Origin of the sequence: Vibrio sp. ZF 223, from assembly GCF_003050585.1 — a bacterium.
GTDB lineage: Bacteria > Pseudomonadota > Gammaproteobacteria > Enterobacterales > Vibrionaceae > Vibrio > Vibrio crassostreae.
The window spans coordinates 593,288-615,723 of the sequence record NZ_PIGB01000002.1 but is presented as its reverse complement, the minus strand read 5'-3'; the positions used below and the strand labels follow the sequence as shown (position 1 = coordinate 615,723).

At 42.4% G+C, this 22,436-nt stretch carries 22 protein-coding genes and 2 pseudogenes; 6 read left to right on the top strand and 18 right to left on the bottom strand.

All coding sequences use genetic code 11. The features are described 5' to 3' along the window. Nucleotides 1-155: 155 nt before the first annotated feature. From CWO13_RS07295 to CWO13_RS07285, 3 genes are all read left to right on the top strand, one after another. On the top strand, nucleotides 156-1,247 hold the full coding sequence (locus CWO13_RS07295; RefSeq protein WP_102433352.1) for a calcium:proton antiporter: 1,092 nt from the start codon (nucleotides 156-158) through the stop codon (nucleotides 1,245-1,247). A gap of 85 nt (nucleotides 1,248-1,332) precedes the next feature. Next, nucleotides 1,333-2,739: a magnesium transporter gene (locus tag CWO13_RS07290; protein ID WP_102433353.1), complete on the top strand. Its 1,407-nt coding sequence runs from the start codon at nucleotides 1,333-1,335 to the stop codon at nucleotides 2,737-2,739. A gap of 127 nt (nucleotides 2,740-2,866) precedes the next feature. Beyond that, the gene (locus CWO13_RS07285) at nucleotides 2,867-3,796 is read left to right on the top strand and encodes a LysR family transcriptional regulator (RefSeq protein WP_108021156.1); all 930 of its coding nucleotides are present in this window, start codon (nucleotides 2,867-2,869) and stop codon (nucleotides 3,794-3,796) included. Nucleotides 3,797-3,828: 32 nt separating this feature from the next. On the opposite strand, the gene CWO13_RS07280 is transcribed toward CWO13_RS07285, so the two are convergent. Beyond that, nucleotides 3,829-5,505 (bottom strand): mechanosensitive ion channel family protein, encoded by a 1,677-nt coding sequence (locus CWO13_RS07280; protein ID WP_241902318.1) that lies wholly within the window; start codon nucleotides 5,503-5,505, stop codon nucleotides 3,829-3,831. 363 nt (nucleotides 5,506-5,868) lie between these two features. Continuing rightward, nucleotides 5,869-6,909 carry an alpha/beta hydrolase gene (locus CWO13_RS07275; protein ID WP_107899186.1) on the bottom strand — a complete coding sequence of 347 codons (1,041 nt, stop codon included), beginning with the start codon at nucleotides 6,907-6,909 and terminating at the stop codon, nucleotides 5,869-5,871. Nucleotides 6,910-7,205: 296 nt separating this feature from the next. Between CWO13_RS07275 and CWO13_RS23805 the strand changes: the two are divergent. Then, nucleotides 7,206-7,332, top strand: a pseudogene (locus CWO13_RS23805) (carboxypeptidase); the annotation flags it as partial. A gap of 75 nt (nucleotides 7,333-7,407) precedes the next feature. On the opposite strand, the gene CWO13_RS07270 reads toward CWO13_RS23805, so the two are convergent. Next, nucleotides 7,408-8,409 (bottom strand): metal-dependent hydrolase, encoded by a 1,002-nt coding sequence (locus CWO13_RS07270; RefSeq protein WP_107899185.1) that lies wholly within the window; start codon nucleotides 8,407-8,409, stop codon nucleotides 7,408-7,410. Nucleotides 8,410-8,629: 220 nt separating this feature from the next. Next, nucleotides 8,630-9,439, bottom strand: a complete 810-nt coding sequence (locus tag CWO13_RS07265; protein ID WP_107899203.1) for a sulfite exporter TauE/SafE family protein — start codon at nucleotides 9,437-9,439, stop codon at nucleotides 8,630-8,632. 319 nt (nucleotides 9,440-9,758) lie between these two features. Here CWO13_RS07265 and CWO13_RS07260 point away from each other — a divergent pair, with 319 nt between their 5' ends. Then, the gene (locus CWO13_RS07260) at nucleotides 9,759-10,736 is read left to right on the top strand and encodes a DUF1852 domain-containing protein (protein WP_107899184.1); all 978 of its coding nucleotides are present in this window, start codon (nucleotides 9,759-9,761) and stop codon (nucleotides 10,734-10,736) included. A gap of 69 nt (nucleotides 10,737-10,805) precedes the next feature. Then, nucleotides 10,806-11,834, top strand: a complete 1,029-nt coding sequence (locus tag CWO13_RS07255) for a methionine synthase (protein ID WP_107899183.1) — start codon at nucleotides 10,806-10,808, stop codon at nucleotides 11,832-11,834. Nucleotides 11,835-11,934: 100 nt separating this feature from the next. Here CWO13_RS07255 and CWO13_RS23645 read toward each other — a convergent pair whose 3' ends face one another. From CWO13_RS23645 to CWO13_RS07190, 14 genes and pseudogenes are all read right to left on the bottom strand, one after another. Next, nucleotides 11,935-12,417 (bottom strand): tetratricopeptide repeat protein, encoded by a 483-nt coding sequence (locus CWO13_RS23645; RefSeq protein ID WP_258186368.1) that lies wholly within the window; start codon nucleotides 12,415-12,417, stop codon nucleotides 11,935-11,937. After that, nucleotides 12,415-12,846: pseudogene (locus CWO13_RS23640) on the bottom strand (GNAT family N-acetyltransferase); the annotation flags it as partial. The pseudogene CWO13_RS23640 and the gene CWO13_RS23645, both read right to left, overlap by 3 nt. Before the next feature lie 85 nt (nucleotides 12,847-12,931). Continuing rightward, nucleotides 12,932-13,438 (bottom strand): GNAT family N-acetyltransferase, encoded by a 507-nt coding sequence (locus CWO13_RS07245; protein WP_108082693.1) that lies wholly within the window; start codon nucleotides 13,436-13,438, stop codon nucleotides 12,932-12,934. A gap of 46 nt (nucleotides 13,439-13,484) precedes the next feature. Then, entirely contained in the window at nucleotides 13,485-13,952 is a 468-nt protein-coding gene (locus CWO13_RS07240; protein WP_108082692.1) for a cold shock domain-containing protein, read from the bottom strand. A gap of 85 nt (nucleotides 13,953-14,037) precedes the next feature. Beyond that, nucleotides 14,038-14,250, bottom strand: coding sequence for a hypothetical protein (locus CWO13_RS07235; RefSeq protein ID WP_108082691.1), 213 nt, complete (start codon nucleotides 14,248-14,250; stop codon nucleotides 14,038-14,040). A 90-nt stretch (nucleotides 14,251-14,340) separates the two neighbouring features. Next, nucleotides 14,341-14,781, bottom strand: a complete 441-nt coding sequence (locus tag CWO13_RS07230; RefSeq protein WP_108082690.1) for a hypothetical protein — start codon at nucleotides 14,779-14,781, stop codon at nucleotides 14,341-14,343. 198 nt (nucleotides 14,782-14,979) lie between these two features. Further along, nucleotides 14,980-15,480 carry an opioid growth factor receptor-related protein gene (locus CWO13_RS07225; RefSeq protein WP_108082689.1) on the bottom strand — a complete coding sequence of 167 codons (501 nt, stop codon included), beginning with the start codon at nucleotides 15,478-15,480 and terminating at the stop codon, nucleotides 14,980-14,982. Nucleotides 15,481-15,811: 331 nt separating this feature from the next. Further along, a complete protein-coding gene (locus tag CWO13_RS07220; protein ID WP_017062404.1) occupies nucleotides 15,812-16,285 on the bottom strand; it encodes a response regulator in 474 nt (157 codons plus the stop codon). Then, nucleotides 16,272-17,627: an ATP-binding protein gene (locus CWO13_RS07215; RefSeq protein WP_108082688.1), complete on the bottom strand. Its 1,356-nt coding sequence runs from the start codon at nucleotides 17,625-17,627 to the stop codon at nucleotides 16,272-16,274. The genes CWO13_RS07220 and CWO13_RS07215 overlap by 14 nt, the downstream gene beginning before the upstream one ends. Before the next feature lie 6 nt (nucleotides 17,628-17,633). Further along, nucleotides 17,634-19,052, bottom strand: coding sequence for an SLC13 family permease (locus CWO13_RS07210; protein ID WP_107899178.1), 1,419 nt, complete (start codon nucleotides 19,050-19,052; stop codon nucleotides 17,634-17,636). Between the two features lie 414 nt (nucleotides 19,053-19,466). Beyond that, entirely contained in the window at nucleotides 19,467-20,357 is an 891-nt protein-coding gene (locus tag CWO13_RS07205) for a hypothetical protein (RefSeq protein WP_107899177.1), read from the bottom strand. Nucleotides 20,358-20,395: 38 nt separating this feature from the next. Beyond that, nucleotides 20,396-20,845 (bottom strand): GNAT family N-acetyltransferase, encoded by a 450-nt coding sequence (locus tag CWO13_RS07200; protein ID WP_102448240.1) that lies wholly within the window; start codon nucleotides 20,843-20,845, stop codon nucleotides 20,396-20,398. Between the two features lie 111 nt (nucleotides 20,846-20,956). Then, the gene (locus CWO13_RS07195) at nucleotides 20,957-21,373 is read right to left on the bottom strand and encodes a hypothetical protein (protein ID WP_108161880.1); all 417 of its coding nucleotides are present in this window, start codon (nucleotides 21,371-21,373) and stop codon (nucleotides 20,957-20,959) included. Continuing rightward, entirely contained in the window at nucleotides 21,366-22,253 is an 888-nt protein-coding gene (locus CWO13_RS07190; RefSeq protein ID WP_102448242.1) for a hypothetical protein, read from the bottom strand. Before CWO13_RS07190 ends, CWO13_RS07195 begins: the two co-directional genes overlap by 8 nt. Nucleotides 22,254-22,436: the final 183 nt, after the last annotated feature.

Below are 22,436 nucleotides of genomic sequence, written 5' to 3'. Positions count from 1 at the left end.
TTCACAGATGAACACCTCTCATCGGTGCTTTGAATACTGCTTAGCTTTGCTGCTACGCACATAAAAGACTGGATTGGAATCAGTTACTTAAATTTATCCTCGCTTTCTCGTTAAAGGATTATGACGAGCAATTAGGACCACTAAAAAGGGTCATCATGCTCAAACTACTTAAACAAGAACATGTACTTCTCACAGGTGCTATCGCTATACTATTTTTCAAACTAGTTGGCGATAACCTACTCATGAGCGGTTTATCATCCATGTCCTATATACTGCTCACCGCCTTACTTTTCTATGTCGTCATGACTGCTATTTTTGCTGTTGTCCGTCACTCTGACGCACTCGCTATAAAGCTTGGTGACCCATATGGGACACTCATATTGACGCTTTCTGTGGTATTGCTTGAAGTCATTATGGTCTCATCAATCATGCTTACTGGTGATTCAAACCCTGTGCTCGCACGCGATACCATGTTTGCTGTGATCATGGCTGTACTCAATGGGTTTGTCGGTATCACTTTACTGATTGGCGGCCTAAAGTATCACACTCAAACTTATAACCTTCATGGAATCAAAGCTTACTTAGTCGCCATTATTCCACTCGCGATGCTGTGCTTAGTGCTACCCAACTTTGCGAGCGTAGACGCTTTAGGAAATATGTCATCAAGCTTAATGTGGATTTTAGTCTTCGCTTCTGTTGCTTTATATGCGGTCTTTTTGTTCATTCAAACTCGTAGCCATACTGACTACTTTATTAACTCGGATCACGAAGATCACCACGACCATCATGGGCCATTGCAAAGTAATTTATTCCACAGCTTGATGCTAATTGGTTACTTGATTGTGGTAATTCTACTGGCAAAAAGCCTCGCACTGCCGATTAATGATGGTATTTCTACCATGGGTGCCCCCGTCGCATTAGGCGGTTTAATTGTCGCGTTGATCATTCTGGCTCCCGAAGCGGTTGGCGCAGTCAAAGCAGCTCTTACCAATCAACTTCAGCGCGCGATGAACCTCTTCTTTGGTTCTGTCTTGGCAACAATTGCATTGACTGTGCCTGCGGTACTGATGATATCAAGTGTCATGAATGAACCGATTCATCTCGGTCTAGCACCTGCCGAAATGGTCTTGTTAATTACGACCTTACTGATGACGAGTGTCAGTTTCAGTAGTGGCCGAACCAACCCGCTCAACGGCGCCACACACTTAGTCTTATTCTTGGCCTATATCATCTTAATGTTCGATTAAGCCTATGACTTGAAGACTCTGGTCATCTAACCAGAGTCTTTTGAACGATCCTAATCATCACTACCAAGAATAATGCTGAGGCCCCATGACTTTATCAACGACACGTTTACATTCAAAAGCGTCACACTCAACAGAGTCCGAACACCTTTACGAGTCAATACTCACTAGCCTTGAAACGGAGGAAGACAAGCTCTTACGCGAAACCTTGCTCCACGCATATACACCAGCGATCTCCAATGCATTAAGGAGACTAGATGATGATCAAAGAGTTCACGCTTGGTCGCTACTCTCTCAAATAGATCCTGAACTAGCGGCTAACTTAATTGATCACTTAAGTAGCTCTCAATTACGTTACTTAGCAGAAAAACTGCCAATCCAGAACCTCCAAGAAGTTTTCCCTTTACTCCAATCTCCGGACCGCCGTATGTTACTCACTCAGCTTCCATTGGAGCGGTCAACACAGCTAAATACGTCCTTACCCAACGCTTGGCAAAAAGAAGAAAAAGCAGCGCTTAATTATGAATCAGACACGGTAGGAGGTATTTGCAACAATGAAATGTTGAAGGTTGATTCAGACACAACGGTTGCCGAGCTCAGCCATCTTATTTCCGATGATGACTCTAGCTATAACTATCAAGAGTGGCGTTACGTATACCTGCAGGATCGAGATGGTAATTATCTGGGAGCAATCAGGCTCAAAGACTTATTTGGGTTACCTTTCGGTGGGAAACTAAAAGAGCACCTCAACTCCTCACTACTGGCGGTACCGGCTGAGTGGGATTTGAATTCACTAAAAAGTGCACTAGATACGACAACACACCCAGTCCTTCCTGTAATCGATAACTCAGGGTTCCAAATTGGTGTTGTGGGATTTAGACAATTGAATGAGGCGCTGTTTCGTCAATCAAAACAGCAGCTTCTTGAACAAGCTGGTGTATTTGGCGGGGATGAGTTTCGCACCATGCCGACCGCGAAACGTAATCTACGCCGGCTAGCATTTTTGCTACCTTCTGTTCTATTAAGCTACGCAGCGGTATCAATCATTGCTCAATTCGAGCCCGTAATTGAACAATTTGCGCTGTTAGCAGCAATACTACCTTTAGTTGCGAACTTATCCGGTGCAGCTGGAAATCAAGCAGTTGCCGTTTCGATTCGAGAGCTCTCTGTCGGGAACTTGTCACCAAAAGATGTGTTGTTCGTGATCGTAAAAGAGCTACCTATCGGCATTATAAATGGCGCGGTGATTGGCTCAGTTCTCGCTCTACTCTCATTTTTGACTTACGGCGAAGAACATCTCGCATTACCTATATTAGTTAGTGTCGCGTACCTTTTTTCTTCAACGCTAGCAGTGATCACAGGAGGAACGCTACCGCTGATTCTTAAACGTCTGAATCTCGACCCTGCGATGCTATCTAGCCCTCTCCTAACTACATTTACGGATGCCGCCGCTTTTTTTAGTGTGCTGTACCTCGCTCAATCCTTTTTACTCTAATGTGCTATTGCCTCTAAACGAGGCAATATCTAGTTGAATATTATTACATTTCACTTAATCTACATATAAGCCTAACCTAGCAATGGCTAAGTTTTACCACCACTTCTAAATTAACCAAGGACGGTTTATGAGAGAACTACGCGATTTAGATCTAAACCTACTGAAGCTTTTACAAGCGGTTGTTGAAACGCGCAATACCCACCTTGCCGCAGATAAGCTCGGTATCTCTCAAACCAGTGTCAGCCGCGGTATGGCAAAGCTTAGAGATACGTTTGGCGATCAGCTTTTCATTAGAAAAGCACACGGTGTAGAACCTTCAGAGTTAGCAGAAAAATTAGCTGAGGCCGCTGAGGAAATGTTTATTCCATTGGCTAAAGTCATTGAGTCTTATAAGAATTTTGAACCAGAAAGTTTTACTGGCGACATCACTATAGCAATGAATATTTTTTTGCTTGACCAATATGGAGAGGGAATATTTTCAGCTCTGAGAAAAGTTTTACCAAATGCGAACTTCAAAATGATCTATTGGCAAGAACAAACACTTGCCGAAATGCTCAATAGCCAAATTGATTACATGCTGCATTTTTCAGTATTTCCGCTTCCGCAAGAAATATATCAACACAAACTAAAAGAAATAAAGCTCAGTCTCATCGCGCGTAAGAACCACCCAGTGCTCAGCCAATCTAGTGAATGGGAAGATATACACCACTTACCCATCACGCGAATCCTGGTGGATGGTGTGAATTCAAAAAGAGCGCCAATCGAAGATTTGTATTTAGCTAAAGGCTATAAAGCGAGGATTGTATTATCTACACACAGTGTAAGAGTACTGCTAAACAAGTTAAAGAATTCTGACGCCTTCTCATTCGGCAGTAGTTTTATGACAGAAAATGAAACGGAGTTAAGTTGTTATCCGCTGCCATTACTTCCGAAAGAAATGCGCCAACTACAGATCAATGGCGGCTACTTGCAATCCAAGCGAGGCTTCCCATTGAATCAACTCATTCACCAAACACTACAGCACTATTTTGATAAAGTCATTCAACCGGAAGTATAGTAACTCGCACAAAGTACGAGCTACTGGTTTGATTAACCGCTAGAGCTTCGGTGTACTGCCGAAGTTTTAGCTGGATACATGATAGTGTCTCGAATTTCGTATTTGTATTCGTAAGCAAAATCAGGGAATGGGAAGGCTTGATCTTCATGCCACCCTGCAACCACTTGAGCGGCTTTTTCCTTCTGCTCCAAAGCACCTTCATTGCGTTTATCCACCAGTTGGTACTGAGTGGAATGTGCAATAGTTGCACCTACTTGTTCGACATAGGCTAATGCAGCAAACAGAATATCCTCTTGCACAGCCATAAACTCTTCATGGTCACAACACTTGATATAAGCCATCATATTAATGTTGATTGAATACTCGCCAATCCCCATCAATCTGACTCGCACAGGATCTTCATCGATCATAGGGTGTTGCAACAGTAACCTACGTATATGGACAATGAGCACACGTAACTGTTCCAACGTTGCCTCTGGACGCAACCTTAATAGATGGTCCATTCTACGTTTGTCCCGTCGCTCAAGATTATCAATTTCCATATTAGCAAACTCTGAATTTGGTATAGTGATTAACGAACGTTCAAGTGTACGAATACGTGTGGAACGTAAACCGATACTTTCAATCGTTCCTAAGTTGTTATTGCCATAACGACAGAACTCTCCAATTTTAACGCCACCATCTGCGTACAGAGTGAGGCCATTTATCACGTTTTCTAGTACTGGCCTAATTGCTAACGCGACAGCCAAACCACCAACCCCTAAGCCAGTCAAAATAGGGGTTATTGAAAAACCCATAAATTCGATAACATAAATACCCAGAATAACAATGGTTAAGCCACCAAAAATACGTGCTAACACAGTAATCAATGATGAGTCTACATGCTTACCTTGATATTTATTGAATACATAAATATCAGCAAAGTAGTTAAATATGGCCATGATCAACCAAGAAACATAGAAAAACTGTGTCAATAAAAACAGCGTCGAAAAGAACTGATAAGTTGTACCTGTTATCCAGACCCCTTCATCTATCACCCTCCTAGCTAATAGCAAAAGTATCACTGTACAAACTAATGAAATAAGACGTCCTATACGCCACTTTCGCCCATAATTTTCCCAACGGGAGTTCCATCGAACACCTAATAAAAAACTTAACTTAACAAGAGCTGAACACAAGGTGAGCACCCCGGTTAACACTAACCATTGCCATAAAGGTAATGGACCATACAGTTTCTTGAAAGGAGGAGGTAATGATTGAATCAAGTCTTTGGAAAACAAAGGACCAGGAGTAAGCACAAATTCTTGATAATAATCAGTGCGGTTTTCGACTTGATAATCAACAGCAGCTACGGTTCTGTACCAACGAGGTAAACTCTGAACCGTTCCGGAACTAAATAGAAACTGCTCAACATTATCTCCCGACATTTGTTTGGATAATACGATGTCAGTATTGGCAAGACGCCAATGGATCAGGTCATCTTTACTCACTTGCAGCGCGTCTGGAGTTCTAGTGTGTATTTCGCTGTCTAAACGATCGATGATTTCTCTCAGTAAGAGAATCCTTTCCATTACAACCACTGTTCGACTACGGTTAGGCAATAAAGAGAGATCCATGGTACGCATCACTTGTAAATATGCGTGTTGAGCTGCCGGTAGGTGTAACTGTTCACTTCTCCAGTGATCTATTAGCACATCAGATGCGGTCATAAAGCTCGCCAATGTCTGGCTTGGGCTAGAAGTATCAGCAAGTTCGAGAGAGTCATTAGCCAATACATGAGAATTAACCCATGCCAAACACATAATAAGTACTAAACGGGGCACATTACTAAACACAGTTTTCACTACCTCTCGATAGGTTCCCATTTACCTGTGACCGTTGCTTACCTTTCTTTTCATCATATATTGGAGAGAGCCAAAGAGATGAAGAATCCCCATGCTCCCAGAGTGACTGATGCTGAGAGTAATGATGGTTAGCGCGCAATAATGTCAATACACATGTAAACAATGAAGAAAATAGATGAGTCATAACTGTCTCCTAAATAAAGAAGCCACGTCCCTGTGCATTAAAAACTAATTTATATGAGTGTTGAAGAATTGCCCGAGTTCTTTTAAGGCATCATCGGATTCTGGCATATCACTCAAAATGCCATTCATATAATCACCATGTGACTGGCCGTCATAAATATGAAGCTCTGATTCAATATCAGCGCTACGCAACAAACGGTGCATGCGTACAGTATCGCTTAGCAATAAATCCCGTGTCCCGGAGACAAAAATCGTTGGCGGAAACTCTTCAATTTGAGCATAAATTGGCGATAACAGCGGTGAGTCTAGAGGCTCGCCTCCTGCATATAAGTCAAACGTACCTTGAATCAAACCCTCTCTCTGGCCAAGCGCATCAAGTCCTTTTAAAGTATGCCAGGAGTCTGAGGTCTCCTTTAGGTCGACCGCTGGCGTTCCAACAAACAGTGCACCAGGCATAGGTAAATCGAGCTCCTGTAGCTTAAGTGTCGTGGCAAGCGTTAAATTCCCGCCTGCTGATGAGCCAAACAACGCGGTAGATTCCGCTTTTTGAGTTTTAATCAGCTCTTCCCATACTGCTGCAACATCGTTAATAGCAGCAGGAAATGGATGCAGTGGCGGCTGGCGATAATCAACCGAAATCACTTGCGCCCCTAACCCGTTAGCCACCCATATAGCTTCTCGCAACGCAGACTCTCCTCCACCAAATACAAATGCTCCCCCATGAATATGTACTAGCCATTTATCTTTGTATTCGGGGGCAATGTTCTTCGGTGTAACAAAGAAAGTATCCACCCCCGCAAACTGCTTAGCTTCATATGTCACCTCTAAACGTTCGAGGGCTTCCTGCGCTATCTCCATACCTGGAGTATCAAATACTGCTTGCAGGGCGAGCCACTCTTTCGCTGTAGATGGAACCGGAAGTGGCGGAGTGACTTCCCGGTGTTCAATTATCTGAGCCAGTTCGGCGGAAATACCTGTAGGGGTTGGAATAATACGTTCTGTCAGTGTCATTTTAGCGAAGGCAGCCGAGCTTGATAAACCTAACAATAATGCAGGAACAACTGTGCGTAGTGGTTTTAATTTCATAATAACTCCAGAGGTGAATTTCAAAGCCGCGATTGGCTAACTGGGGTCATTATTGCTGTCGAAAAACATAGATACGATGAATTAGAGAAATTCAAATTTGCCAATTAAGAACCACCCATAATGCATTTCTCTAATTCATATCTTATGTCGTCACTCAATGAGATAACACCAGTGACAACAAGAGGAGGATGTATGAAATACTTACCCATAGGCATAATAGCCTTAACTTATTTATTATTTTTCATAACTTTAGTTTCTAGGCTCGCTCTCTAATCATTCGGCGATTCACTTAGTTTGAGTCGAACATTTGGATCAGAGGCAGCCTACTAACTACTGATGATTTGGTTAAAGGCTCGACAGGTGAAACACTCAATGCTCAATGCTCAATACTTCAAAGATCATTTGAGAAGTCGTTACCTATAATTCTCGGTTAGACAGCACAAGAAAAGGCTGAGCAGATCACTGACTCAACCTTTTTGCTTTCAAGACCTCTAACCATTAATCGCCTTTCAACATATTAAAAAAGATCTGTCTGGATTCTGGCGTGTTGTCCCTGTGGGTTTCGTACTTTATGTGTGTGTCTGCATCGACAGATTGAGACAATTTGATGCTCCAAAGCGCTTTGAGTTGGTTTGGAACAATAGAATATCGAACATCGATAACACGCAGCTCATCCGTTGGATCCTGTGCAATATAACCATTCGAGAACCAACGGAAACGTTCAATGTCTTTGGCTTGTTGGGAGTTAGGATCAAGCCAGGGGAAACCCTGACTCACATTCAGTTTAGCAATAGAGTCTCCAGGATAGGTTTTAACAGAAGTGCCGACTCGAACAGCATCTACGTAGTATCTAGATTCGGTTTCGTACACCACTTTCCACACTAAGATATTCGCAAAACTCGGTTTAGCCTCTAAGCGAATAGGCGTATGTTGGCGTTCTTGTGCTAATTGCCATCCTATCGCTTCTGCCCTATCCCTCTGAATCATGCCTAACGTCGGATAAGTCAAAGCCCATAGAAACGCAATGCGAGCCAACCAAGGAGTTCGCTTCCATGTTGCAAACGCAAGCAATATTAAGATGGGCAGTGAATAGACAGGATCGATGATCGAAATGGTATTCCAAGCGTAACGTTCGTTGGTGAGCGGCCAGAACAGTTGAGTGCCATACGTAGTACAAGAATCGAGTAAAGCATGTGTGCCATAACCTAACGCGCAATACAGCCAACTCTGTTTAAACGAGAGACCACGCCTTTTTGCAATCAAAGGGTACAAAACCAGAGCGCAAATCAAGCTGCCAATGGGAATAAATAGAAGTGAATGGGTAAACTGTCGATGGAACTCCAATGCGAGTAAAGGATCACTCTCCGATTGAATAAACGCATCTAAATCTGGCGCCATTCCAGAGAGCAAACCTAGAATCCCAGCGACCACCAAATGTTGTTTTTTACTCGCCGATTGTGACAAAGAAGCGCCTAGTACACCCTGCGTTAACGGATCCATAAATCACTCACTTTTAGCATTCCCTTGAATTGAACAAGTACATTTAGCTATAGCAGTGAATCCGGTTAAACAACAAGATTTTGTCAACAGACTCATAGACATAATCGTATAAATGTAGACAGGCAAACAAAAAGAGCAGCCTGATGACTGCTCCTTGTTCGGTTATGTACGCATCATCAAGTGTTCTTATTTACGAACGGATGAAGGTCACTAACCATCATTAACGAGCCACCATGCTTGCCGCGATAACAACCAACAGTACTGAGAAGATCTTCTTGATGGTTGGAACGGGTAAATGGTTTGTCGCTTTTGCGCCTAAAGGAGCCGTGAACCAAGACGTACACACGATACCCAATAACGCAGGCAGATAAACAAAGCCTGCAAAGCCATCAGTTAGAGCAAAGTGGCTACTGCCCGAGGTTATGTAACCGATAGAGCCGAATAGCGCGATAACAATGCCACACGCAGACGCACAGCCAATCGCCTTTTTCATATCGACCGAAAAGAACGTGAGCAAAGGAACGAGTAACGCGCCGCCACCAATCCCGATCATTGCCGACAAACCGCCAGTAATGGTTGTCAGAACCGTTAATACACCTTTATTCGGTAGCTTTCGCTCTTTAGGCGCGTCATTTTTGCTGCTTAAGAACATCTTAATCGCGATAAGAACCACGCTCACAGCAAACACAATACGAACGACTTTTTCTGGTAAAAGAGCCGCCATAAAGCCACTAACCAATGCACCCAGAGCAACACCCAACATGATCCAAGGCGCCAAATCCCAAGGCACATTTCCATTCTTGTGGTGAGCGAGTGCAGAAGAAGTGGAAGTGAACAGTATCGATGCCAACGAGGTAGCGATCGCAGCGACAACAACTTGGTCAGACGGTAGAACTTCTAAATACAGTAAAATGCTGCTTAACACAGGAACAATGATCAGCCCTCCGCCAATACCTAACAACCCGGCTAGAAACCCAACACCACTGCCTAGTAACGCACAGTAGAAAATCAACAACAGCAATTCACTCATTTCATCCATCTCTTAATTAAATTAATTATCTTAAATAACACACTATTAATGTGGTTATATTTCCATCAAGCTAATTAATATAACTGACACCGACTTGAATATTCAAACATATAGATCATGAATATTCCTCATGATGAATGTGAAGTAATACCATTGTTAATGGTCAACCTATCCACGTATAAAAACCTTAAGCAAATAAATTTATACGACACTTTTAGTGAAGACAGCCTCGATTCTTAATCCGGTCACACGCAAAAATAAAGCATTTAAATATTAAAGACCGAGAGAATCAGACAACGAATTGGGATACCAGATCAACATGAATAATGAATTTAACTTTACGATTAAGAGCATTAGCCTCGACGAAAACTACCAGCCTGCAGACAGCACGCGTATCACAACCAACTTTGCTAACTTGGCTCGCGGCGACAGTCGTCAAGCGAACTTACGTAATGCACTACAGATGATTGACAACAGTTTCAATGCTTTAGCACACTGGGACAACCCGAAGGGCGACCGCTACTCTGTAGAGCTTGAAATCATTTCTGTTGATATGGACATTGAAAGCAACGGCGAAGCATTCCCTTCAATTGAAGTACTGAAAACCAACATTCTGGACCACAAAACGAATGAGCGCATTGAAGGTATTATCGGAAATAACTTCTCGTCTTATGTTCGTGATTATGACTTCAGTGTATTACTATTAGATCATAATAAAGACCAAGATAAATTCAGTATTCCAGCCGATTTTGGTGATTTACACGGCAAGCTGTTTAAATATTTCGTTAACTCTCAAGCGTACAAAGAGAACTTTAAGAAACCACCTGTTATTTGTTTGAGTGTTTCAGATAATAAAACTTATTACCGTACTGAAAACCAACACCCTGTATTAGGCTTTGAATACCAACCTAACGAGTCTTCTTTAACTGAACAATATTTCAAGAAGATGGGCTTACAGGTTCGTTATTTCATGCCGCCGAACAGTGTTGCCCCTCTGGCTTTCTATTTCTTTGGTGATCTACTGAACGATTACTCTAATCTAGAGCTTATCAGCACCATCAGTACCATGGGTACTTTCCAGAAGATCTACCGCCCTGAGATCTACAACGCGAACGCGGTTGCGGGAAACTGCTACCAACCAAACTTGAAAAACTTGGATCACTCACTGACCCAAATCGTGTATGACCGAGAAGAACGAAGCAAACTAGCTGTTGAACAAGGTAAGTTCGCAGAAGAAAACTTCATTAAGCCATATCAGTCGGTACTAGACAACTGGTCTGCCAACTACGCGCTGTAATCGTTCTATTTTACGCGCATTAGGAAACATACGATCCACTTTGGGAATCTAAGGACAGGCAGAATTATCATGAAAACACTATTACCGACTTCAACAGCAGGCAGCTTGCCTAAGCCGTCTTGGCTAGCACAACCAGAAACACTTTGGTCTCCATGGAAACTGGAAGGCGACGAGTTAACCGATGGCAAACAGGATGCGCTGCGTGTGTCTCTGCATGAGCAACAGCAAGCCGGCATCGATATCGTGAGTGATGGCGAACAAACCCGCCAACACTTTGTGACCACCTTCATTGAACACCTTAATGGTGTCGATTTCGAGAAGCGTGAAACCGTTAAAATCCGCGACCGCTACGATGCAAGTGTACCGACGGTTGTTGGCCCAGTTTCTCGTCAGAAATCGGTGTTTGTTGAAGATGCTAAATTCTTACGCCAGCAAACAGACCAACCGATCAAATGGGCTTTGCCGGGGCCTATGACCATGATTGATACACTTTACGATGCGCATTACCAAAGCCGTGAAAAACTGGCGTGGGAATTTGCAAAGATCCTCAACGAAGAAGCCAAAGAACTTGAAGCCGCAGGCGTTGATATTATTCAGTTCGATGAGCCTGCATTTAACGTGTTCTTTGATGAAGTGAATGATTGGGGTATCGCTTGTTTAGAAAGGGCCATTGAAGGGCTTAAATGCGAAACCGCAGTACACATTTGCTATGGCTACGGCATCAAAGCAAACACAGATTGGAAGAAGACATTAGGCACTGAGTGGCGCCAATATGAAGAAGTCTTCCCTATGCTGCAGCAATCAAATATCGATATCATCTCGTTAGAGTGCCACAACTCTCATGTGCCACTTGAACTGCTTGAACTTGTTCGCGGTAAGAAAGTAATGGTTGGTGCGATCGATGTGGCAACCGATTCGATTGAAACACCAGAAGAAGTGGCTAGCACTCTGAGAGAAACACTTAAGTATGTTGATGCAGACAAGCTCTACCCTTGCACCAACTGCGGTATGGCTCCCCTACCTCGCGACATTGCCTCAGCTAAGCTGAATGCACTCAGCGCTGGCGCAGAGATCGTTCGTAAAGAGCTTTCAGCGTAACGGCTGATCTGAATAGAAAAGCTAAATCTTGAAGCCTAAGTATCGAATGATGCTTAGGCTTTTCTCGTATTAAGTGAAGCGTGCTAATCACAGCTCTCGCTTACCAAGTTTTATCCAAGTCTTGAGCATACAAAGAGATCGCTCGTTGGTACTCTTTGATCGGCTCGCTATTGGTCGTAGAAACCAACAATTCAAGCAACAGAGACGTTGCCTCTTTATGGCGACCCAAATTATACAAACACATCGCGTAGAAAGGCTGAACTTCAAGGGAATCAGGGTACTCTGCCATCGTCTGTTCGAAATAGCTTAAAGCCTCTGCATAAAGGCCTAGGCTTCGATAAGTACTCGCCAACCCGAAAAGCGCATCAAAACGCTCTACTGAAGACAGTACGCCAGACAGAGACAATACATAGTGCTCAATCGCCTGTTGTTCTTTGCCTTGATTGTCGTAAGACCAAGCTATCTGCAAGTGCGCTTTCGCAGCATACTTTTCATCACTGAGTAGCGTTACCAGCAAGTCACGTGACTCTTGATACTTGGCCTCTTTTCGCAATTCGATGGCTTGTTTGATAATGGTGTCCATAGTTCTTCCTAAAATCAGTTCCATTTCAACAAGCCCTTTCACTTCAGAAACCTTTGTAAAACCTTTTGACTGGTAAAGCTTAATAGCGGGATTCTCACTGAACACACGCAGCACTAACTGCTCCGATGCCTGACTGTTCGCATGTTCAATCACTAAATCTAAGCACCTAGAACCAAATCCCCTACCTTGGTGTTCGGTTAATATCTGCAAGTCCCTAAGAAGCGTTGTATCACTAGTGTAACTGAAGCGAATAACACCAATACGGCTATCCCCCACATAAGCCTCATAGTTATCCAGCTCATCCCAGCTGCGTAAAAACTGATCATGACCCCAAGCGATGCCACGCGCATTGTAGTAAGGCGCCATATTCGTTTTGGTTATCAGCTCTGCGCATTTTGGGTCAGAACCTTTGACCAATTTTACGTCCATATAGTGTCCTTTTTTTCTAAATCAAACATTGAGCAATACGTAATTTAAGTACCAAGAGTATTGCATCATGTTTGAACCATCCTAATCAATCTGGTTCCTTGTTTAACGCCTTCTCTAACCACATTGAACTGATGTATTGACCGTTTTTCTTCGCATATTCATTGAACACTCCTACTTCTCGAAATCCAAAACTTTTATGAAGTGCTATTGAAGCCTCATTAGGTAAAGCAACACCTGAGAGTACGCGGTGAACACCATAATCACTAATCGATGCAAACAACTGAGAATAAAGCTCGGAACCTAAGCCTTTACCTTGAGCTTCTGCCGCAAGATAGATAGTGACCTCTGCGGTATCTTCAAATGCCGACATAACCCTGTATTGCTGAGAACACGCGAAGCCTAATAACGCATCACCTTCTGTCGCAACATACAGTTGATATTTGCTTTGGCTCGAAAATTGAGAAAACCACTGCTGGCGATTTTCCAACGATAACTTATCTTCTTCAAAGCGCGCATTGGTATGTTCAATATAAAAGTTGAAGATATCGGTGATGCCTGCAATATCAGGTAATGTCCCTACTCTGATTTCCATGTAATGTCCTTTTAGTTGTCTATTTTGAATGACTAATAAACAGGCATCAATAGTGACTGCAGAGCTGACTCTCGCAAGGAATACCATCACGATCACCATCTATTTTCACATTTGGACAGTTTGCCAAATAAAACTTTGCTTCATCGCAAGATAGCATCTCACTACAATGCGTTTTACCTTGGCAACTAAATCCCATATTCTCATATGCAGGATTTAACTTAGGCTCCAATACCAAAAGATACAAACCTGCGCCAATAAGCCCGACGAAAAGTGCAGACAAAATAAGTGATAAAGGATTGGATTTAAGTGGATCTATACCAACTAACTGAGCACTCGAAGCGCTGAGTTTAGAAGTACTATGTGATAGTTGAAATTCAACGCTATCTCCCACTTTGGGAGAGCGATAACCCTTTCGAAATTTGGATATATGAACAAAAATATCGCCCTTTAATTCATCGGAGTTGATGAATCCAAACCCCCTATCATCAACCCATCGAACAATTTTTCCATTCATAACTATTCCTTTCTAAACCGTCTCTTGCTCTTAGTTCAAATCACTAACAATATTCCGTTACGCGTAATAGGGTTCAAGTTTCCCATTAAGGATTCTTAACTTTACCCATTTTAGTCAGGGCACCTTTGCCCTTCTCATAAACAAGAGATAAGCCAAAGTAGACTGAAACCCACAAGACAACATCGAGAGCGGCTAACTTGATATCAAGTGGATCTGAAAAGATGTTATAGGTGTGCCCAAACTTTGCTTCAATTGATTTAACTAAAATCACTGTAGCGATAAAAATCACAATCCTCATGGGTTTCCCTATCTATATGTTTAAACTAAATCGTACACATGCGTGTGGATATCGTTTAAGTTATTCCAAGTATATAATGCGCTAACAACCTTACTTGTCATCGACCTTTTCTATAAACCAAGTTCCTTGGCACGGGCCATTGGTTAAGTGCCATCGGCCATAAAATCTATTGCCATTGCCATGTGCGGAAAAACGATAATCCCATTGGCGATGTTTAGCATATAAACGTAAGTCGCCGCTTTCCGTAACCCAACCCTCTAACGTTGTTCCGTTGTAGGTAAGCCTTAGAGTTGCCTTACCCTCACGAATGGTTCCGGTAATAGTTGTGCGTTCACACATATTATTGCCAGTGGTGTTAATACGGCGGCCTAGCCACTCACCGTCGAAATCGGTAGAAGGAACAAATTGGGGACTATCAGGAAGTTTAGGAAACGACTCGGAATTACTGGACCCGAACCACTGAAGCTCACGACCAACAAAGAAGAAGACAACAAAGCTGATTGATATCGCTATCACAAATCCCTTTTTCATTAGCCTCTTCCTAATCCGCTGACCTTAAGAAAAGAACCCTAACATAATGAAAAATAATAACTTACTAGCAATTTAATTAATTTTGATATATTCCACAAATTGCATTCAAATGTTGAATATAGAGAAAGCGGCACCGTACAAAAATGCCGCGCATTGAGAATCAATGATGTGCAGTGCCGAAAACTCTGCACAGAAAAACTAACCTTCCAAGGCATTGCGCCAATACTGAACGGTTTTCTCCGACACCGAGCCTGTCTCGCTCGCCGCTGATACTAGAAAGTCACATAACCGAGTTGCGACCTCTTCATTACCTAACAAATATAAACTGCGAATAGCTCGCGTTAGTCGAAGCTGGTTATGGTCATGATTCTTCAACCATACGTGATTCGCAGGGCTAAGTGGCAACAGTGACGATATCTTACTTCCATCTCGCAGCATTCCCCAAAACTCGAGCATCAGGTCAAGCACTTGTAGATGAGCTGTGCGAAGCGCTTCTGAGTTAGCAAAAAGCGCCCTATCTTCTTGAGTAACCAACGGCGCATGTAGATTAAACTTAGTCCCTTCATCGATTGGGAAAAACACTTGGATGTACTTATGGTCATGCTCCAACCAAAAATGATTGTAAGCCAACAACTGTTCTATATTACGACCCAATTTATCTGGCACTTCACCAGATAGAAAGCGAGCAATCTCACTCATTTTAAATTCCTACTGACTATAAACCCCCACTTGTGGGCGAATACATTATTACGCAGTAAACCTTGAAAAACCTAGTCCTTTACCTTGTAAGCACCGATCTGACTTCGAACTCCAAATACCGCACGTTAGGAATCACTTGTTAATATTTCCAACTCACAGCTCTAACAGACGACACTGATACCCTGCGACGCATTTTAGCTCTGTAATATGTTCAGGGAATCGTTCCTGAAAAAACACAATGCATCCGCTAGGGTTATCTGGTGCATATAATTTCAAGCGACTAACATAGTGACTAACGCAAGAAACTAACGTAAATGGCTAACGCAAGAGCCTAACGTAAGCGTCTCAACACAACCTGCTGGTCGAGCTCATTCTGATAGTCCGTGTAATCAAGCCCTTGATCAAATATGTACTCAGTGACAAGAGTACGAATGCACTCAACTAATGTGCTTGCTTGCCAAGGCTTTTCAAAGTAACGGTCGATACCTGCTGCATTAATCGCATTGATGGTATCAGTATGAGTGGCCTGCCCCGTAAGAAGAATTTTCTTTGTATTCGGAAAGCGGCTGTCATGGAACACTTCAGTGAGTAACTCCACACCCGTTTTCCCTGGCATCACATGATCAGACACGATGACGGTAATGTGTTCGCCTTCTGCGTCAAGTTCATCAATGAGATCAAGCACTTCTTGCGCTGATTCACAATCTTCAATATTCAGCCAACTCGCCAGCGGCTCTAAATCTTGTACCACTGCGCTCAGTACTTCTCTCTGGTCATCGACACAGATTAAATTAAGCTTCTCCATGTTCACCCTCTATTGGTAACTTGATTCTAAATACCGTTTTAGAAGCATCACTTTTCACAATAATACTTCCGCCATAACCCGCCACAATCCGCTTAACGATTGATAAACCCAAGCCCAATCCAAACGATAAACCACCTTTTTTAGTGGTGAAGTTGGGCTGAAATACCTTTCTACGAGTCACCTCGTCTATCTCAGGGCCGTTATTCGCGATCGTAACTAATATTCTTTTCTTACTTAATCTGGTTTGAATTTCTATTGCAGCATCGTCTGACTTCGACATTGCATCACAAGCATTCTTTACAATGTTGACCCAAATCTGAACGAGCTCTGTTTTCGATCCTTTAAAAGACGGTAAATCCGCAGGGCTCAATCGCACAGACACTCTACGTAACTCACTTTGTAACAACGATAAGGCATGGTTAATGGAGTCGTTAATATCAACCGCTTCTTCGGTGTCAATATCAACTCTGCCAAGTTGTTTAACCGATTTTACGATGCCGACAGTGTGTCTAGATGCCAAACGTAAATCATGTAAATCACAGCCCATCTGCCAAAAACGAATCGCTTCTTCTGGTTTTTTCAGCCAATGCTTTGAAATAACGTCTGTTGCAGATAAAGCATCAATTGGAATCGCCTTTGCAAGAGAGCGAGCGATGTTTTTGTCTAAACCATATTTTCTTTCAAATTGTCGCCCACGTGTTCGTGCTTCTAACGATGACGTTTTCTGACCATGCATTAACCCAAAATCGAAAAATTGACTGGCTTCTGGATGCACTTCTTCAAGCAGATCCATGATCACCGTTTCAAGTCGACCGGATTTACTATTTACTACACCAATTGCGTTGTTAAGCTCATGGGCAATCCCTGCAGCTAATTGACCCAAGGTCGTCATTTGCTCAGCAGTATGTAACTTCTCTAGCGCTTTTTGTTTCGCGATCGCTTCCTGTGTTGCGCGGCGTTGACGACGCGACAACTCATTGACAATCACAGGTGTGAACTGTGCGGTAAGAGGACCAAATTTACGTTCATCTTCTGCAGGCGTGTCTTTATCGATCCACGCTAACTCTACATCGGTTTTAGCAACAACCGTTGAAGATGCAGTCCAATTACCTGAAAAGAAGCTATGAACGCCTATAAAAGCCCCGCTACCCGCGCTAAACACTCGCACTTGCGGTGTATTCGCATCGGAATAAAACCCTTCCAGTTCCCCACTCAACACATAATATAAACGAGTGTTTAACGCTGATTGTTCAATAATGGTGTTACCGGCACAGCACGTCACCCGACGTTCTGTGTGGTTAAAATAGCGATCGATAAGTGCTTCTAACTTTTGTTGATACACGTATCGTTACCCTATGTGACCAATTGAATGTAGCAGCCACACCATAACAAAGCTCAATAGCACACCAACCACACCCAAAATAATACCGATTCTGGCCATTTGATTACTTTGCACATGGCCAGTGGCATGAGCCAACGCATTCGGTGGCGTACTGATTGGCAGCGACATACCTAATGAAGCGGCAAAAGTTACAACCAGAATTAACGTTAACTCACCACCGAGTGGCGTGAGTGAAGCCATAGACGAACCTAATGCAGCCATAATTGGCATTAACAAGTTAGCCGTTGCGGTATGAGACATGAAGTTTGCCATTACCAAACACAAGAACGCCGCTCCGAACAACACCACATAGGGTGAGTAAGTATCAAACGGAATGCTGTGTACCACGAGCCTTGCTAAGCCAGTTTTATCGAGAGCTAAACCAAGCGCAATACCACCTGATACAAGCCACAGTACGTCCCAAGAAATCTTTTTCAGGTCTTCTTTATTGATGATCCCTGTGAGTGAGAACACAGCGACAGGAATAAGAGCGACAGTATAAGAGTTCATGCCATGGCTTGAGCCCATTAACCAAAGAATGATGGTCAGCGCAAAAGTGACGTATACCGCAATGGCTTTAGGCGTTTTAAGGAATTTACCTTTGATGCTTAGCTCAATTTTCTTTTGGTCAGCTTTGTACATAAAGCCGATTAAAAACCACGCTAACGCCATCATAATAACGACAAACGGCACACCAAATGCCATCCATTCACCGAACGTAATGAGATTATCGCCAACTAAATATTTAAGTGCGATAGCATTCGGCGGGGTACCGATCGGGGTACCAATGCCACCGATGTTAGCGGCAACAGGAATACAAAGCGCAAACGCTACACGACCGGGGTCTTTCGGACCAAACACAGCCAGTACCGGCGTTAAAATAGATAGCATCATTGCCGTTGTTGCCGTGTTAGACATAAACATCGAAAAGATACCAGTGATCAACATTAAGCCGAGCATCACAAACTTTGGGTCTTGTCCAAATGGCTTCAACAACACACGAGCTAAGTTTACGTCTAATCGATATTTAGTGGCGGCCATTGCTAAGAAGAAACCACCTAAAAACAGCATGATGATTGGGCTAGCGAATGTCGCCATGATATCGCTGTATTTTAACAGCTCACCAAAATGTTCTTCCCCATGATCAAACCTTAAAAAGATCAGCCCTTTATCCGACAACATCAATAATTGCAGAACGATAATAACAACAGACGTCGCGTAAATCGGGATAGGCTCGAACACCCAGCACAATGCCGCTAATAAAAAGATCGCGATAACGCGTTGTTGAATAATCGTAAGGCCTTCAAATGGAAACGCTGATAGCGGCATTAAGAGGATAATGAAAGGAATTAAAATAGGGATAATGTATTTAATATAGGGGCGCATAGCACAAAAACTCTTCCTGAGATAACAACTACTTAGAAATTAGATTTAAAGTTCTAATTTAGATCCGACAACGAATTATCGACCTCTTATCACTATCTCACTATCGGCTAGATCAATGATTACGTAATCGCGATATCCCCTTTTTCGTTTCTGTGCGCTACCTCTACGTTTGTGTGTCATTTACTGTTGCAATTAAATTCCGAGAAACAAAAGGCAAACGTTCGCCTTTGCGTGGGAGAGCCGTAATATGTGAGCTATATTTCACACCTGACTGGTTTTCAGAAGTAAAGAGCACAGCTGCATTATCGAGTAGCTCTTTTTTTCAATTTGAGATCTGATTAGCGTGTAAGTTGTACTTCTGCGCTAACTAGCCTGATAACGTTGCATAAGTTAAATGCAACATCCTAATTAAACTCACTTTTCTAACAGACGACACTGATACTCGGCAATGTGCTTTAGCTCCGAAATATGTTCAGGGAATTGTTCGTGAAGAAAACACAATGCATCCGCTAGCGTTATCTGGTGTAGATTCGACGTATACCCAAAAACCAATCGGTGAACATTGTCATAGAGCTCATCTGAATTATCTGAGCTTTGACACTGCGCTAAGATAGCTTGATCAATCTCATCGTCAGGATCTTCCAACGGGCTATTGGCCTGTTGATAGAGATTAAAAAGCATTGCGTCATATTGCTCTTTCGACAGCTCTTCCTTACAACGCATTATCCACGTCAGCGTAATTAAGTTATGCCCAAAGAAACCAAACTGTTTTAAGCATGCTTGTAATACGCTATTGAGCTCTACGGCTTCGTTTGTGTCAGTGCTTCGGTCGCCGTCAGAACGAGTCGATGTGACAAATTCAGTGAAGCGGTTAAGGAACGCTGGCACTTGAGACGGCTCTAACTCACGGTAAACGCGATTCAACGCCAATAAGATAGTCACATTGTGGGAAAGGTATTCGCTTGTTTTAGAAGCCTGCGAAACGTAATACGAGAAGATATCTTGAAAGCCCTTATTCTCATGCCACTGTATTAATGCAGCATACGACGCTGGGTATACCCCATTATCCAATATCCTTTGAATACGAAAATCTGAGAACTTGGGTGCCTGCACCGTTGCAGAGTACTCACCTAAAACTTCAATCTCAGTTTTATCTATCAACTCACTCGTTTTAAGCCACACATTGTCTGTTGTGCCGAAATAATCATTAAGGTGATTCGCTGCCAAATAGGCTTTTAAAGAGTGAGGTTGATGGATGCTGGCACTGCTATAAAGTGCTTTTTCCAATAGTTGGTCGCTTGTCATGTTTCCTCCGTGAAACTAAGACAGAATAGGTTTGGTTGTTATATGACCAGCGTTTTTGAGAAGCAAATTGAACGATCTACACCGACATATTTACCATACGCACTGGATTCTGAGTAAGAGTGACGACAGTAAAAGGACACCGCTTTTGAGTTAACTCTACGTGTCGATAGAACAGCTTTTCGATAGCCTTTTTCAATCGCAAAACATTCGAGTTTTTTCAATAAATAAGAGCCCGCACCGGCTTTGTTAGAGTACATCCGCTTAAGTTCACAAACTTCACTTTCATGATATCTAAATACCCCACATGCCACAGCACTATCATTTAGATACACCACGATACATCCATCTTTTGGTGGGTCAAAAGCGTCGGATACAAAAGAGCTTTCGCCTGTGTCATTAGTAATCTGACGAAGTGACGAATTCAGCTCAGCGATTAATGACTGAAAATCTCTGTGATTTGGTTCTACTTTCTTATATTCGAATTCCATACCTGCCACATAATGCTAATTCAATCCGCACAATTACTTATGAACAAGCCCAACTTAATCACTTAAACTAACACATAGTAAAAATGCCACGCACGCCGAATCGCGCTTAAATCAATCGTTACCCTCTTCTATCATCGCGTGTGCAGCCGAACCTACCAAAAAGAAGACCAACGATGCCAGAGAGAAAAGTATAATCTGTGTCTTTACTAAGAAGCTTGAAACACCACCGTCGATAAGGATGAGAGCCAACACAACTAGGCTTGGGACTAGACCCAATACGAGAATAAATGAAAGCAAGACAACAACCCGCTGCCACTTAGCTTTGGAATGAATAACTGATCCAGAAACTAACTTAACAATGACCTGTCCAAATAAAATTGAAGCAGCAAAACTCCAATCAGCAGCTTGAAAGAAAGTAGAAAAGTCAGCCTTGTATATTTTTATGATTCCAATGACAAGGAAAGGTAAGAAGATAAAAAGATACTCAGATAATAAGATCAGCAACGCATTTTGATTAGATTTATTCATTGTCATACTTTAATTCTTGCTGTAGGTGTAATACATCTACTTTTTTATGTACAAATACCACTTCATATTTAGTATCAATCAGCCTATCAGATTTATCAAAATATGCTGTTGTTACGAGATTGCAAAGTAATCCATCACCTGGAGCCACAGTTTCTATTCGAGAGTGGAATTTATCTAACCACTCCTCGTGTGTAATACGCGCAGAAATCGAAGATTTCTTGCGTAAGAAGTCCCACATTGATTTACCAATAAAGTCTGCTTTTTTAATTACTAGGGTTTCCGTTGTCGTATTCTTTTCAACTCTCTCGATCAGAATTGCTTCTACGTCATCTTTTGTTAAATGGAACTTCTTATTGATTATTTTTGGTTCACCACGAGAATTAAAGTAAACTTGATCGACATCGTTCAACTCCGTAGTTGACTGCGATAATTCTGTATAACCTTTTAACAACCTGTAGCGATCCAGTGAAAAAACATTAGGAAACTCCTCAACTTCGAACTCCACAGCTGCTGTTGCTATTTCGTCTTCTAAGTCAGCTAGAACCTCTAATGATTCAATTGTGTCTCTTTCAGCGATAAAAGATATAACTAAATCAGTACAATAATTAAGGAATTTAGTTAAACGACCTTTTTGCTCTTCTGTCACATCCCCTTCAATTTCAGGGCATAACCAAGACTTTATGGAGCCCTCGTTAATATCTGAAAGGAGGAAGCTTGATTTGGTCTCAGCAGAAACAGAGTTAAGTAAACATGAATGAAACTCTTCAACTGACGAAATCAAGTGACTCATTGAATTAAAGACACGTTGAGGATTACGAGAGTTCTTCTCAAAATCAATTTTAATACAGAGATCGCTCTCTCTGCGCTTTAGCTTAGACATTTATAGACTCATAAAGGACGTACTGTTGCGTATTTTATCCCTTTAAAATGATAAGGGATTAGTTGACTACCTATACAGTATTTGATAGAGGGTTAACGCCGTATTAGCTCTGAGCGGCGCTTTCCTATGTTTTGAGCGAAGCGACAATGGCAAGCGTTGCGAATCACTCTTAAATGTTTGTTA